Source organism: Flavobacterium sp. GW821-FHT12A05 (assembly GCF_058807735.1).
On sequence record NZ_JBXAQY010000006.1, the window covers coordinates 160,463 to 174,553 of the forward strand.

Consider the following 14,091-nt stretch of genomic DNA (forward strand, 5'->3'; position numbering starts at 1 on the left):
AATGTTTGACAAAGTAAAAAAAAACGGAACAGAGCTCTTAGGAAAAACAAATCGAATTGTTGAAGGAACTTCTATTGTTGGAGACATAGTCTCAAAAGCAGATTTTAGACTGGATGGAGAATTAATTGGAAACTTCACATCGCAAGGAAAATTAGTAATAGGCGCATCTGGTATTGTAAAAGGTGAAATTATATGCAATAATGCCGATATTGAAGGCCAGTTTCACGGAAAAATTAAAGTTCTTGAAATCCTTAATATTAAAGCAACAGCACAAATTCATGGTGAAGTTGCCGTTGGAAAACTCTCTATAGAACCTGGAGCAGATTTTACAGCAACATGTACGATGCTTACTAATAATAAAGAAGCAGTTGTAAAAGAGACAAAAGATTTAAAAGGAAAAGATGTAAAAGATGGAAAAGGAGCCGAATAATAACAGAAGAAATAAATGGCTCGCTCTTATTAATATCCCCTTTCAAATGGGGGTTATTATTTTTCTTTTCTCTTATTTTGGAACCTGGCTAGACGAAAACCATCCAAGTCCTAAGGTGTATTACAATACTATTTTTGTAATGCTTGGCGTTGGCCTTGCCTTATATAATGTCATTCGTCAGGTTAATGATATTAATAAAACAAAGTAATTTTAGCAATGAAAGCAGCTTTAGATAAAAGTTGCATCTTTGCATAAAATTATTTCAAATGCTTTTAAAAAACTACAAACCTGTTCTTCATTTATTTTATTTCGCTTTAGCAGCTTGTGTACTGCATAAAGTGATTTTCTATTTTTTAAAAATTGATGTTCATAAATTCCACTACAGTATAGAATTTTTGTATTTAATTTTTTTCGGACTATCCGCTTTATTATACCTTATATTATTAATAGTAAAAAAGAAGAATTTTCAAATAGTTGGAATGGTTTTCTTATTTGGAACTTTTACACAAATGCTGTTAGGATATTTAATTTTGCAGCCAATTTTAGAAACCAAATCAGAAACAGTCAATCTTGAAAAAGTCAGTTTTTTTATAACATTTATTTTGTTTTTGTTATTTCAGACGCTTTTAACTGTCCGATTATTAAATGAAAAGCGTTAAAATCGCGAATATGTAAAACAAGGTTCAAAAATAATTTTTCATATCCTTTTGAATATTAATAAAAAATGTACCTTTGCACCAAATTTTAGAAACGTAAAAAAATAAGATTTTCAAAAGATATGGTGATTCCAAACAAACCACTCAGATTTATCCTTGCCGCTTTTGTAGCTTCTCTACCAATTATGGGTTTCGCAAACCCAGAGACTGACTCAACGCATGTACAAACTGAAGCTGTTCATGAAGAGAAAGTAATTTCGCATAATGCTCCTGAGGAAGGAGAGCACGCAGCTCTTGATCCAAAAGCTAAAGTGGATGCTTTTATTGATCATCACTTACAAGATTCTCATGACTTTGTTTTCTTTTCAGATGAAAAAGAAAATAAACACTACGGATTTTCATTACCAGTTATTCTTATAGATGGTGGATTGAAATTTTTCTCCTCTTCAAAATTACACCACGGAGAAGAAGTTGCAGAAGTTGACGGAAACTTTTACAAACTTGTTCACGGTAAAATTTATAAAACAGATGCTGCCGGTACAATTAACTTTGACGAACACGGTCATCCATCAAACGAAAAACCTTTAGATTTTTCTATTACAAAAAATGTTGTATCAATGCTTTTTGTTTCAGTATTACTTTTCTTAATGTTTACTGGTTTAGCAAAATCATATAAAAAAGGACCAATCCCAACTGGATTTGGAAGAGTTTTAGAACCACTTATTATTTTTATTAGAGACGAAATTGCTGTTCCTAATATTGGAGAGACAAAATACCGTAAATATATGGGTTACCTATTGACTGTATTTTTCTTTGTGTGGTTGTTAAACTTATTAGGAATGACTCCTCTTGGAATTAACGTTACAGGTAATATCGCTATTACAGTATGTTTAGCAGCATTTACTTTCTTAATTACACAATTTAGTGCTAACAAAGATTATTGGGGACACATTTTCTGGATGCCAGGAGTTCCGGTTCCAATGAAAATTATCCTTGCTCCAATTGAAGTTTTAGGAACACTAACAAAACCATTTGCATTATTAATTCGTTTGTATGCAAACATTACTGCAGGTCACGTAGTAATTATGAGTTTGATCGCTATGATTTTCGTAGGTAAAAATTTAGCTGCCGATTTGCCAATCTCATTAGGTTTAACATTGTTTATCTCTGTTATTGAAGTTTTAGTTGCATTTTTACAAGCGTTTATCTTTACAATGTTATCATCATTGTTTATTGGTATGGCTGTTCAGGATCACCACCATGATGATCACGGTCACCACGAAGAAAACGCAATTATTTAATTTAGAAGTTTAATTTTATATATATAAATACTTATGGGAACAATTCCAACTTTAGTAGGTGCAGGTTTAGTAGTAATCGGTGCAGGTTTAGGTTTAGGTAAAATCGGTGGATCTGCTATGGACGCTATTGCTCGTCAACCAGAAGCTGCTGGTAAAATTCAAACTGCGATGATTATTATCGCGGCTTTATTAGAAGGTTTAGCATTCGCTGCTTTAATCTTAGGAAAATAATAAAGAGAGAAATAACAACATCTTTAACGGTTGGTTAAAGGTGTTGTTACTTTTAAAAAAGAAATTAAATATTTAATATAGTTATAAAATGGATAAGTTAATTAACGATTTTTCATTCGGTTTATTCTTTTGGCAAGCTTTAATCTTGTTAGTATTAATTTTACTTTTGGTGAAATTTGCATGGAAACCAATTATGCAGTCTATTACTGACAGAGAAGAAGGTATTAAAAACGCATTGCTTTCTGCAGAAAATGCAAAGAGAGAAATGGAAAATTTACAAGCTGACAATCAAAGAATTTTGAATGAAGCTCGTGCAGAACGTGACGCGATGCTAAAAGAAGCTCGTGAAATGAAAGAGAAAATGATAGCTGATTCTAAAAACGAAGCACAAGAAGCGGGTCAAAAAATGATCGAGCAGGCAAAAGCTGCTATCGAAAGTGAAAAAAATGCTGCAATGGCTGAATTGAAATCTCAAGTTTCAACTTTATCATTAAGCATCGCTGAAAAATTATTGAAAGAAGAATTATCTAACAAAGAATCTCAAACTAAATTAGTTGAGAAAATGTTAGGTGACGTAAAGTTAAACTAAGATTATGGCAAGTACAAGAGCAGCAATTCGTTATGCAAAAGCAATTCTAGACTTAGCAAACTCTAAAGGTGTTGCCGAAGCTGTCAATAACGATATGAAATCAATTGCTTCTGCAATTGAAACTAATACAGAATTGAGTACATTTATTCAAAACCCAACAACAAAAGTTGAAGTTAAAGAAAGTGCTCTTTTAGAAGTTTTCGCAGATGTTAATGGTGTAACTAAAGGTTTATTCCATTTATTATTCGAAAACAAAAGATTTGAAATTCTAGAAGCAATTGCTTTAGAATATAAAAATTTATTTGACGAAAGTAATGGTGTTGAAGTAGCAAAAGTTACAACAGCTATTCCTATGGATGCTGCCTTAGAAGCTAAAGTATTAGCAAAAGTGGCAACTTTATCAGATAAAAAAATAACAATTGAAAATATCGTAGATCCATCAATTATTGGAGGATTTATTTTAAGAATAGGTGATCAACAATACAATGCGTCTGTAGCAAACAGATTACAGGTATTAAAAAGAGAGTTAAGTAATTAGTTTTATTACACATAAAAGTGTCTAAATTATAAATTAAGATGGCGGAAATCAAACCTGCTGAAATTTCAGCAATATTAAGAAAGCAAGTAGAAGGTTTTGAATCTGGTGCTACGCTAGAGGAAGTAGGAACAGTACTTCAAGTTGGAGACGGTATTGCTCGTATTTACGGGCTATCTAATGTACAATATGGTGAGTTAGTTGAATTTGATAACGGACTTGAAGCTATTGTATTGAACCTTGAAGAAGATAACGTTGGTGTGGTACTTTTAGGACCATCAACTGGAATCAAAGAAGGATCAACAGCAAAAAGAACACAACGTATTGCTTCTCTTAAAGTAGGTGAGCAAATGGTAGGACGTGTTGTTAACACTCTTGGTTTTCCAATTGATGGAAAAGGACCAATTGGTGGAGACTTATACGAAATGCCTTTAGAAAGAAAAGCACCTGGTGTTATCTTCCGTCAGCCGGTAACTGAACCATTACAAACAGGAGTAAAAGCAGTTGATGCTATGATCCCGGTAGGTCGTGGACAACGTGAGCTTGTAATTGGTGACCGTCAAACAGGTAAATCAACTGTTTGTATCGATACAATCTTAAACCAAAAAGAATTTTACGATGCAGGAAAACCTGTATTCTGTATATATGTTGCAATTGGGCAAAAAGCTTCAACTGTAGCAGGAATCGCAAAAATGTTAGAAGAAAAAGGAGCAATGGCTTATACAGTTATCGTTGCTGCTAATGCTTCTGATCCAGCTCCAATGCAAGTTTATGCTCCTTTCGCAGGTGCTGCAATTGGAGAATACTTTAGAGATTCAGGTCGTCCGGCACTTATCGTGTATGATGATTTATCTAAACAAGCTGTTGCTTACCGTGAGGTTTCTCTTTTATTAAGAAGACCACCGGGACGTGAGGCTTACCCTGGAGACGTTTTCTACTTACACTCTCGTTTATTAGAGCGTGCTTGTAAAGTAATTGCTGATGATGGTATCGCTAAAAACATGAACGATTTACCAGATTCTATTAAGTCTATCGTAAAAGGTGGTGGTTCATTAACTGCGTTGCCAATTATCGAAACTCAGGCTGGTGACGTTTCTGCATATATCCCAACAAACGTAATCTCTATTACAGATGGTCAGATTTTCCTTGATGGAGATTTGTTCAACTCTGGAGTTCGTCCTGCTATTAACGTAGGTATCTCTGTATCTCGTGTTGGAGGTAATGCACAGATTAAATCTATGAAAAAAGTTTCTGGAACTTTAAAATTAGACCAAGCTCAATTCCGTGAATTAGAAGCTTTCGCTAAATTTGGTTCTGACTTAGATTCAGTTACTTTAAACGTAATTGAAAAAGGAAAAAGAAACGTTGAGATCTTGAAACAAGGTCTAAACGATCCTTATACAGTAGAAAATCAAGTAGCAATTATTTACGCTGGATCTAAAAACTTATTAAGAAACGTTCCTGTAAATAAAGTAAAAGAATTCGAAGCTGATTTCTTAGCTTACTTAAACAGTAAACATAAAGATACGCTTAATGCGTTGAAAGCTGGAAAATTAGATGACACAATTACAGATGTTATCGAAAAAGCAGCAAAAGAAATTTCAGCAAAATATAACTAATTAGATAATTGGTAAATTAGATAATTAGAGAATGCCTAAAACATTATTCTAATTGTCTAATTTTCAAATTGTCACATTTTCTAATTAATAGATGGCAAATTTAAAGGAAATCCGTAATAGAATTACTTCCGTTTCATCGACGATGCAGATTACATCGGCAATGAAAATGGTTTCTGCTGCAAAGCTTAAGAAAGCACAAGATGCAATCACTGCGATGCGCCCTTATGCCGAGAAATTAACGGAGTTGCTGCAAAATCTTTCTGCTACACTTGAAGGTGAAGTTGGAGGAGATTACACAACACAACGTGAAGTAAAAAAAGTATTGCTTGTAGCTATAACTTCAAACAGAGGTTTATGTGGTGCATTCAATTCAAATGTTATTAAAGAGATTAAAAATCGTACCGATTTTTATGCAGGAAAACAAGTTGACGTTTTTGCTATTGGTAAAAAAGGAAATGACGTTTTAAGTAAAACGCATAAAGTTCACGGACATCATAATGCAATTTTTGATCATTTGACTTTCGAAAACGTTGCTGGAATTGCAGATAATTTGACTGAGAAATTCTTATCTGGAGAATACGACAGAATCGAGTTAATCTACAATCAATTTAAAAATGCTGCAACTCAAATTGTTCAAACAGAGCAGTTTTTGCCTTTAGCACCTATTAAATCTGATGCTACAGTTTCTGGTGGAGATTATATTTTCGAACCTTCAAAAGAAGAAATTGTTTTGACTTTAATACCTAAGTCATTAAAAACACAATTATACAAAGGTATCCGCGATTCATTTGCTTCTGAGCATGGTGCGCGTATGACAGCAATGCACAAAGCAACTGACAACGCAACAGAATTAAGAAACCAATTGAAATTAACTTACAACAAAGCACGTCAAGCTGCTATTACAAACGAAATCTTAGAGATCGTAGGTGGAGCAGAAGCTTTGAATGGATAATTAATTCATTGATATATAAAAAAAATAGCCAGCAAATATTTGCTGGCTATTTTTTTGTTGGAAGTTTTCTTTTTTAAGAATGTCTATAAACAAGAAAGTTTATAAAATGGTGATTCTCAATTTACCCAAAAATTGAGAATCAATACCATTTTATAAAATTATTGACACAGATTTTATCACTCTGTTGCTTTGTCTTTCATGGGAACAAACTAGCTTTATTAATCCCAATGCTCTGTTTTTTTAAGGGTTACATTTCAGCAGAATCAATCCCTGTGCTTTGTCTTTTATGGGAACAAACTAGCTTTATTAGTCCCAATGCTCTGTTTTTATAGGGTTACATTTCAGCAGAATCAATCCCTTATGCTTTGTCTTTTATGGGAACAAACAAGCTTTATTAGTCCCAGTGCTTCCTTTTTTATAAGGGTTGTATTTAGCTTTCTCAATCCCTGTGAAACAAATTTAAGAAAACACTGTCTAAAAAAAGTTATATAATTTTTAACTCTAATTTATATATTTCACATGTTAGCCTCCTGTTAATTATATAACTAGCATGAAATTTTTTAAGTATTTTTGGTATCTATTCCTTTTACAATGACTTTACAAACACGCGAACTTACTACGATTGACGAAATGTTGTCACAAATTGATACAATGAGATTTTTGTATCCACACATAACTTTAGAAAAATACCAATTCTTTTTATCCGAAATGATCCCGCATAACTATACACAAATTGCTGTTTTCGAAAATGAGGTTTGTTTAGGCATTACCGGTTGTTGGTCTGCCACAAAATTATGGACAGGTAAATACCTTGAAATAGACAATTTTGTAGTTCATCCTGAACATCGATCTAAAGGAATTGGAAAAATCCTAACTGATTATATCGAGCAAAAAGCACTTGACTTAGGCTGCAGCAGTATTGTTCTCGATGCTTTTACAGGAAATTTTGGAGCACATCGATTTTATTACAATCAGGGTTATGGTCCAAAAGGATTTCATTTTGTGAAAGTTTTAGACGAAAAGAAATTAACTCAATAAAATTCTTAGTAAGTTTTTTTATTGAATCTTTAAAAGCACTAATAAAACCAAAGAATTGGTTATTTTTGTTTTCCGAACTTTATTACTAATTATTTTGGGATTATATAAAAATCTATTCAAACAAACTGCAATTTATGGACTGGCAACCGTTTTACCACGAATGCTTAGTTTTTTATTGGTCAGATTATATACAGGTATTTTACCTACGGCCGAATACGGCGAAGTTTCGATCGTTTTGTCTTGGATGGTTTTCTTTAACGTAGTGCTTTCGTACGGAATGGAAACGGCATTTTTTAGATTTTACAGTGCCGAAGAAGACAAGAAAAATGTTATTGCGACTTCTACAATATCCATATTTTGGTCTTCGATAGGTTTCTTATTTGCGGCCTTAATTTTTAGAAATACTCTGGCAAACTGGGCCGAAGTCGATGCACAGTATATTACCTATTCGGTTTGGATTTTAGTTTTAGATGCTTTGGTTTTAGTACCATTCTCAAAATTAAGAGCAAACCAGCGACCAATGGTTTATGCGGCAATTAAAATTGGAAATGTTATCATTAACTTACTGCTCAACATTTTCTTTTTAATCTATCTGCCAAAACTGGCGGCTTCAAATCCAAACTCTGTTTGGGACAATTTATACGTAGAAAATTTCCAGATCGCTTATATTTTCATTGCCAATTTACTGGCGAGTTTAGCAACATTCATTGTGCTTTCGCCAAATTATCTTTCACTAGGAAGAAAATTCGATCCGGTGCTTTGGAAAAAAATGATGAAATACGGTCTGCCTATTTTAGTTGCCGGACTTGCATTTGCGGTTAACGAACATTTTGATAAAATCTTACTTGGATATTTACTGCCTGAGAATTTAGCAAAATCTGAAGTTGGAGCTTATTCTGCCTGTTATAAACTCGGTTTATTTATGGTTTTGTTTGCAACCGCTTTTAGATTAGGAATCGAGCCTTTCTTTTTCAGCCACGCAAAAAACGAAAATGCACCGCAAACCTATGCCGTAATTACAAAATATTTTGTGATTTTAGGTTCGTTGATTTTATTAGGAGTTATCGTTTTTGCAGATCTTCTTAAATACCTTTTATTAGACAATAAATCTTATTGGGAAGCAATGAAAGTTGTGCCGTTAATTATTCTGGCTAACTTCTTTTTAGGAATTTACAACAACTTATCAGTTTGGTATAAATTGACAGACAAAACCAAAATTGGAGCATATATTTCAATTGTTGGTGCAATTGTAACCCTGCTTTTAAATTACTTCTTAATACCAAAATACAGTTATTACGGTTCTGCAATTGCAACCATTTCTGCTTACGGAAGTATGATGTTAATCTCGTATGTTTTAGGAAATAAATATTACCCAATTCCTTACGACATGAATAAAATTTCGGCTTATTTAGGCATTTCAATATTATTTTCGGCTATTTCCTTTTATGGATTTAGAGAAAATTATTTCGTTGGAATTCCGTTATTACTAGCCTTTATGTACTTTGTTTATCACAACGAAAAAGACACGATCAAAGGAATAATGAACAGAAAGTAAAGTGCTTTTTTAATCTTTTATAATAAAAATGAAAATACAAATTATCAATAAATCACAACACGATTTACCAAATTACGAAACGATAGCTTCTGCAGGAATGGACTTGCGTGCCAATATTTTAGAACCAATTACGTTAAAACCTTTAGAAAGAACAATTGTAAAAACAGGACTTTTTATCGAATTGCCAATTGGTTACGAGGCGCAGGTAAGACCAAGAAGCGGATTGGCAGCAAAAAAAGGAGTTACGGTTTTAAATTCTCCAGGAACTGTCGATGCGGATTACAGAGGTGAAATAGGAGTGATTTTGGTAAATTTATCAAATGAAGAATTTGTAATTGAAAACGGAGAAAGAATTGCACAATTAATTATTGCCAAACACGAAAGAGCAGAGTGGATAGAAGTTCAGGAACTTTCTGAAACTTCAAGAGGAGAAGGCGGATTTGGCAGTACTGGCGTTAAGTAAGTTTTCAGTCGCAGTTTACAATCGCAGTAATCAGTTTTGCACTTTGCGATATTAAAAATGAAATGAAAAACTTTGTAATCTTTGCGAAAAATACTTCGCGAACTTTGCGGTTAAAAATTTTAAGTTGCAGAACAAAGTAACCTTTAAGGTTAAAAATTAAGAACCAAACCAAGAGGATTTTTTTTAAATCTTCCCAATAAAAATAGATATTAGATGAAAATAATCGTTCCAATGGCGGGTCGCGGATCAAGACTACGTCCTCATACTTTAACAGTTCCAAAACCATTAATTCCGGTTGCGGGAAAATCAATCGTGCATCGTTTAGTAGAAGATATTGCTAAAATATTAAAAGAGCCAATCGAAGAAGTTGCTTTTATTCTTGGTGATGAAGCTTTCTTTGGAGCTGATTTAGTAGCAAGTCTTGAGGATCTGGCAAAAGGATTAGGAGCAAAAGCGTCAATTTACCGTCAGGATTTACCATTAGGAACAGGCCACGCGATTATGTGTGCAAAAGAATCTTTGTCAGGGCCGGCAGTTATCGCTTACGCGGATACTTTAATCAGAGCCGATTTTGAACTTGATCCATCAGCCGATGCTGTAATCTGGGTAAAACAAGTAGAACAACCAGAAGCTTTTGGTGTTGTAAAACTAAATCAAAATAATGAAATTATAGAATTGGTTGAAAAGCCAAAAGAATTTGTAAGCGATTTGGCTGTAATTGGAATTTACTATTTCAAAGAAGTAGGCGATTTGAAAAAAGAACTTCAAGGCGTTTTAGATAACAACATTCAAAACGGAGGAGAATACCAAATCAACGACGGAATTAAAGCCATGATGGCAAACGGAAAAGTTTTCAAAACCGGAAGCGTTGACGAATGGATGGATTGCGGCAACAAAGATGTTACAGTGGAAACCAACAGCAGAATGTTAGGATTCTTGCATAACGATGGCGAACATTTAGTAGATTATGATGTAACTTTAGAAAACTCAACTATCATTCCTCCTTGTTATATTGGTGAAAATGTAGTTTTGAAAAACGCAACGGTTGGGCCAAATGTTTCAATAGGAAAAGGATGCCACGTAATCGACAGTTCTATTAAAAATAGCTTAATACAAACTTATTCTCAAATAAAAAATGCTAACTTAGATAATGCAATGATCGGAAATCATGTTAGTTATGATGGAAAATTTACCAGTATAAGCATTGGAGATTATTCAGTTTTAGAATAAAAAACAAATTCGGTTTCCTAAAAATGAAATCATAAAGAAGGATGAAAAAAGGTATTTTGATAATTTTATTTTTTGCTCTGCTTAGCAATTCAGCTTCGGTTTTCGCACAAACGGAACCAGAAGATATTGCTTTGGCTCCAGATGAATATCAAGATGCTTTTTATGAATCTTTGAAACAAAAAGGAATCGAAAATTACGATAAAGCTATAGCATCTTTAGAAAAATGTATCAAACTTAAACCTTCTGATGCAGTTGCTTATTTTGAAGTTGGAAAAAATTATCTGGCTCTCAAAGAATATCAAAATGCGCAGACTGCATTTGAAAAAGCTACCCAATTAGATCCAAAAAACAAATGGTATTGGTTAGGAATTTACGATGTAAGTTACGAAACCAAAAATTATCCGCTCGCGATAGAAACAATTCAAAAAATTATTGTTTTTGATGAAGAATATAAAGACGATTTAATATCGTTATATATGATTACAAATCAATATGATAAAGCACTTGTAACGATTAATGAAATGAACGATAAGTTCGGAAAATCTACAGATCGTGATAATTACAAAATGCAGATTTTATCGCAGGGAAAATATCAAAATGCCGAGATTTCTAATTTGATTGATCAGATTAAAAAGAACCCGAAAGAAGAATCAAACTATGTAAATCTGATTTTTTTATATTCAAAGTTAGATGAAACAGACAAAGCGGTCGATGTTGCAAAACAATTGGCAAAAGAAATTCCAAATTCTGAATGGGGACAAGTTAGTTTGTTTAAAACTTATTTAGATGCAAATCAGGCGGACAAAGCCATTAAGTCGATGAATGTTATTTTATCAAGTTCAAAAATTGATTCAAAAATAAAGCACCGCACCTTAAATGAGTTTTTGATTTATGTAAATAAAAATCCGCAGTACGGACCAGATTTAGAAAAAGCAATTTCTTATTTTGACAATGACAAAGAGGTTGATGTTGCCAAAGAAATAGGAAAATTTTATCATAGTAAAGGCCAGTTTGAAAACGCTATTAAATATTATGAAAAAGATTTAGCAGCCAATTCAGACACAGATCGCGAAACCAATTTACTTTTGCTCGAAGCTTATGCACAGGCAAAACAATTTGCACCCATGACAAAAAGAGCCATGAGCATGATTGAGATTTACCCAAGTCAGCCTCAGTTTTATTATTATGCAGGATTAGGAAGTAATCAGCTGCAGCAATTTAAAAATGCAAAAACCGTTTTAGAAATGGGATTGGATTATGTTGTAGAGGATAAAAAACTAGAAGCAAATTTTAATATGCAGCTTGGAGAGGCATACAATGGGTTAGGAGACGCTAAGAAAAAAGAGGAATACTTTTTGAAAGCAAATGAAGTATTAAAACAAAAGAAATAAGGAGAAAGTAACGATGAAAAAATATATAGCATTACTAATACTATCGGTTTTTGTGATTTCTTGTAAATCAAAAGCAGTAGCGGTTAAAAACAACAATACCACCGAAGTTATCGCTAAAAAGGACAAGAAAGTCATAGAGAAACACTACGAAAACAAATTAGATTTTTCGACTTTATATATCAAAGCCAGTGCAAAATATGTTGACGAAAAACAAAGTCAAAATGTGACTGCCGAAATAAGAATCGAAAAAGACAAACAGATTTTAATAAGCGTTAGGTTTTTAGGAATAACAATGGCAAAAGCTTTAATAACGCCAACAGCTGTAAGTTATTACGAAAAAATAAGCAGTACTTATTATGAAGGAGATTTTAGCAGTTTAAGTAAATGGCTTGGAACGGAGCTGGATTACAGTAAAGTTCAAAATTTATTAATTGGAGAAGCTTTTGACGATTTAAGAAAAGGGGAGTACACTCAGACAATTGTTGAAAATCTTTTCCGTTTAGAAGATGAAAAAGACGATAAAATTAAGAAAGCATTTTATTTAGATCCTGAAAAATATCTGGTTCAAAAAGAAGAGATTACGCAGGCATCTGAAAACAGAAAATTAGAAATTAATTATTCTGATATTAAAACGTACAATCAGGGAACTCTTCCTACTGCGATTGAGATTAATGCAGTACAGCCAAAAGGAACAACTAATATTAATTTGAACTACAATAATATTTCATTTAACGAAGAACTTTCTTTTCCTTATAGCGTACCAAGCGGTTATAAGAAAGTTTTAATTAAGTAAATTTGCAATAAAGAAAAATAGAAAGATGCCAAAATTTCTCCTAAGCCTAATTTTTGTCTGCGCCACAACATTTATGTGGGCGCAGGATTCCCAGCAAGAAAAACTTGAACAACGTAAAGCGCAGATTCTTCAGGAAATTAAAGACAATGAAAGAATGCTTCAGTCTGTAAGAAAAAAAGAAAAATCAGCTGTAAACGAATATTTAATTCAGGCGAATAAAATTAAACTGAAAGAGAAACTGATTAATACAACGGCTAAGCAGGAAAAAATATTGAGCAACGATATGTATATTAACCAAGTAAAGGTTAATAAACTAAAAAAAGAATTGGCAGTTTTAAAAGAAGATTATGCAAAGATGATCTTGAAATCGTATAAAAGCCGTTCAGAGCAGAGCAGGGCCATGTTTATTTTATCTTCAGAAAGTTTTTTACAAGCTTACAAAAGAGCACAGTATTTAAAACAATATACTAATTTCAGAAAAAACCAAGGTTTAGAAATTCAATCTAAAACAGCAGAATTAGTAACGTATAATGCAAAATTAGACGGACAAAGACAGGTTAAGAAAAAGATTATTGTTGAAAACGAAAAAGAAAAGCAAAGCTTAGAAGTAGAGAAAAAAGAACAGCAAAAATTGGTTAACTCTATTAAAAAGGACAAGAATAAAATTGCTGCCGATATTAGAGCCAAACAAAGTGAATCGAAAAGAATCGACAGACAAATTGATCGTTTGATTCGTGAGGCAATTGCCGAAGCAAATAGAAAAGCGGCACTTGAAAAAGCAAAAGAAAATCCGGGATCGACCGCTCCAAAAGCGCCGGTATCCTCTTCTAAAATTGTAATGACACCAGAGGATAAAGTTCTGGCAGCCGATTTTAAAGCAAACAGAGGAAGATTGCCTTGGCCGGTAGAAAAAGGATTTATATCATTGGGTTATGGAGATCAGCCGCACCCGTTATATCCTTCGATTTCTGTACATAATTCAGGAGTAGAGATTACGACCGAAGACGGAGCAAACGCAAGAGCAGTATTCGCAGGTGAAGTTTTTAGTGTTATGGTTTTATCGCCAGTAAATACAGTAGTAATGATTCAGCATGGAGACTATTTTAGCGTTTACCAAAACTTAAGTAAAGTATATGTAAGCAAAGGAGAAAAAGTTTCGATCAAACAAAATATTGGAAAAGTAAGAACAAGCGGTGATACCGGAAAAACGATCATCAAGTTTTTGATTCTTCAAAATACAACAAACAGCAATCCAGAAGGATGGCTGCAAAACAGATAAAAGATAGGGAGCTGAAAAGCTCCCTTTTT

General features: G+C 33.2%; 15 protein-coding genes. All 15 read left to right on the plus strand.

Annotated features, from left to right (window positions below):
- Position 1 precedes the first annotated feature (1 nt).
- A complete protein-coding gene (locus AC1RRQ_RS15055; protein ID WP_493023851.1) occupies positions 2-430 on the plus strand; it encodes a bactofilin family protein in 429 nt (142 codons plus the stop codon).
- Positions 411-638: an AtpZ/AtpI family protein gene (locus tag AC1RRQ_RS15060; protein ID WP_253786544.1), complete on the plus strand. Its 228-nt coding sequence runs from the start codon at positions 411-413 to the stop codon at positions 636-638. Before AC1RRQ_RS15055 ends, AC1RRQ_RS15060 begins: the two co-directional genes overlap by 20 nt.
- A 570-nt stretch (positions 639-1,208) precedes the next feature.
- Positions 1,209-2,387, plus strand: a complete 1,179-nt coding sequence (atpB, locus tag AC1RRQ_RS15065; protein WP_493023852.1) for a F0F1 ATP synthase subunit A — start codon at positions 1,209-1,211, stop codon at positions 2,385-2,387.
- Positions 2,388-2,420: 33 nt separating this feature from the next.
- Positions 2,421-2,618 carry an ATP synthase F0 subunit C gene (atpE, locus tag AC1RRQ_RS15070; protein ID WP_008465835.1) on the plus strand — a complete coding sequence of 66 codons (198 nt, stop codon included), beginning with the start codon at positions 2,421-2,423 and terminating at the stop codon, positions 2,616-2,618.
- 88 nt (positions 2,619-2,706) lie between these two features.
- Positions 2,707-3,207, plus strand: a complete 501-nt coding sequence (locus AC1RRQ_RS15075; protein WP_493023853.1) for a F0F1 ATP synthase subunit B — start codon at positions 2,707-2,709, stop codon at positions 3,205-3,207.
- 4 nt (positions 3,208-3,211) lie between these two features.
- Positions 3,212-3,745, plus strand: a complete 534-nt coding sequence (gene atpH, locus AC1RRQ_RS15080; protein ID WP_493023855.1) for an ATP synthase F1 subunit delta — start codon at positions 3,212-3,214, stop codon at positions 3,743-3,745.
- A 38-nt stretch (positions 3,746-3,783) separates the two neighbouring features.
- Complete coding sequence (gene atpA, locus AC1RRQ_RS15085) at positions 3,784-5,361, plus strand: F0F1 ATP synthase subunit alpha (RefSeq protein WP_493023856.1); 1,578 nt, start codon at positions 3,784-3,786, stop codon at positions 5,359-5,361.
- Between the two features lie 91 nt (positions 5,362-5,452).
- Positions 5,453-6,313: an ATP synthase F1 subunit gamma gene (atpG, locus tag AC1RRQ_RS15090; RefSeq protein ID WP_493023857.1), complete on the plus strand. Its 861-nt coding sequence runs from the start codon at positions 5,453-5,455 to the stop codon at positions 6,311-6,313.
- 591 nt (positions 6,314-6,904) lie between these two features.
- Positions 6,905-7,351: a GNAT family N-acetyltransferase gene (locus tag AC1RRQ_RS15095; protein ID WP_493023858.1), complete on the plus strand. Its 447-nt coding sequence runs from the start codon at positions 6,905-6,907 to the stop codon at positions 7,349-7,351.
- Positions 7,352-7,445: 94 nt separating this feature from the next.
- Positions 7,446-8,906, plus strand: a complete 1,461-nt coding sequence (locus tag AC1RRQ_RS15100; RefSeq protein ID WP_493023859.1) for a lipopolysaccharide biosynthesis protein — start codon at positions 7,446-7,448, stop codon at positions 8,904-8,906.
- A gap of 28 nt (positions 8,907-8,934) precedes the next feature.
- Positions 8,935-9,369 (plus strand): dUTP diphosphatase, encoded by a 435-nt coding sequence (gene dut / locus AC1RRQ_RS15105; protein WP_493023860.1) that lies wholly within the window; start codon positions 8,935-8,937, stop codon positions 9,367-9,369.
- A gap of 213 nt (positions 9,370-9,582) precedes the next feature.
- A complete protein-coding gene (locus tag AC1RRQ_RS15110) occupies positions 9,583-10,599 on the plus strand; it encodes a sugar phosphate nucleotidyltransferase (RefSeq protein ID WP_493023861.1) in 1,017 nt (338 codons plus the stop codon).
- A gap of 41 nt (positions 10,600-10,640) precedes the next feature.
- Positions 10,641-11,990: a tetratricopeptide repeat protein gene (locus AC1RRQ_RS15115; RefSeq protein WP_493023862.1), complete on the plus strand. Its 1,350-nt coding sequence runs from the start codon at positions 10,641-10,643 to the stop codon at positions 11,988-11,990.
- 13 nt (positions 11,991-12,003) lie between these two features.
- Positions 12,004-12,783, plus strand: coding sequence for a lipoprotein insertase outer membrane protein LolB1 (gene lolB1 / locus AC1RRQ_RS15120; protein ID WP_493023863.1), 780 nt, complete (start codon positions 12,004-12,006; stop codon positions 12,781-12,783).
- Positions 12,784-12,808: 25 nt separating this feature from the next.
- Complete coding sequence (locus AC1RRQ_RS15125; protein ID WP_493023864.1) at positions 12,809-14,062, plus strand: murein hydrolase activator EnvC family protein; 1,254 nt, start codon at positions 12,809-12,811, stop codon at positions 14,060-14,062.
- Positions 14,063-14,091 lie beyond the last annotated feature (29 nt).

Bases quoted from the DNA above. Each gene is read 5' to 3' on its own strand.
- AC1RRQ_RS15055 (WP_493023851.1), top strand. From the start codon at position 2: ATGTTTGACAAAGTAAAAAAAAACGGAACAGAGCTCTTAGGAAAAACA.
- AC1RRQ_RS15060 (WP_253786544.1), top strand. From the start codon at position 411: ATGGAAAAGGAGCCGAATAATAACAGAAGAAATAAATGGCTCGCTCTT.
- atpB (WP_493023852.1), top strand. From the start codon at position 1,209: ATGGTGATTCCAAACAAACCACTCAGATTTATCCTTGCCGCTTTTGTA.
- atpE (WP_008465835.1), top strand. From the start codon at position 2,421: ATGGGAACAATTCCAACTTTAGTAGGTGCAGGTTTAGTAGTAATCGGT.
- AC1RRQ_RS15075 (WP_493023853.1), top strand. From the start codon at position 2,707: ATGGATAAGTTAATTAACGATTTTTCATTCGGTTTATTCTTTTGGCAA.
- atpH (WP_493023855.1), top strand. From the start codon at position 3,212: ATGGCAAGTACAAGAGCAGCAATTCGTTATGCAAAAGCAATTCTAGAC.
- atpA (WP_493023856.1), top strand. From the start codon at position 3,784: ATGGCGGAAATCAAACCTGCTGAAATTTCAGCAATATTAAGAAAGCAA.
- atpG (WP_493023857.1), top strand. From the start codon at position 5,453: ATGGCAAATTTAAAGGAAATCCGTAATAGAATTACTTCCGTTTCATCG.
- AC1RRQ_RS15095 (WP_493023858.1), top strand. From the start codon at position 6,905: ATGACTTTACAAACACGCGAACTTACTACGATTGACGAAATGTTGTCA.
- dut (WP_493023860.1), top strand. From the start codon at position 8,935: ATGAAAATACAAATTATCAATAAATCACAACACGATTTACCAAATTAC.
- AC1RRQ_RS15110 (WP_493023861.1), top strand. From the start codon at position 9,583: ATGAAAATAATCGTTCCAATGGCGGGTCGCGGATCAAGACTACGTCCT.
- AC1RRQ_RS15115 (WP_493023862.1), top strand. From the start codon at position 10,641: ATGAAAAAAGGTATTTTGATAATTTTATTTTTTGCTCTGCTTAGCAAT.
- lolB1 (WP_493023863.1), top strand. From the start codon at position 12,004: ATGAAAAAATATATAGCATTACTAATACTATCGGTTTTTGTGATTTCT.
- AC1RRQ_RS15125 (WP_493023864.1), top strand. From the start codon at position 12,809: ATGCCAAAATTTCTCCTAAGCCTAATTTTTGTCTGCGCCACAACATTT.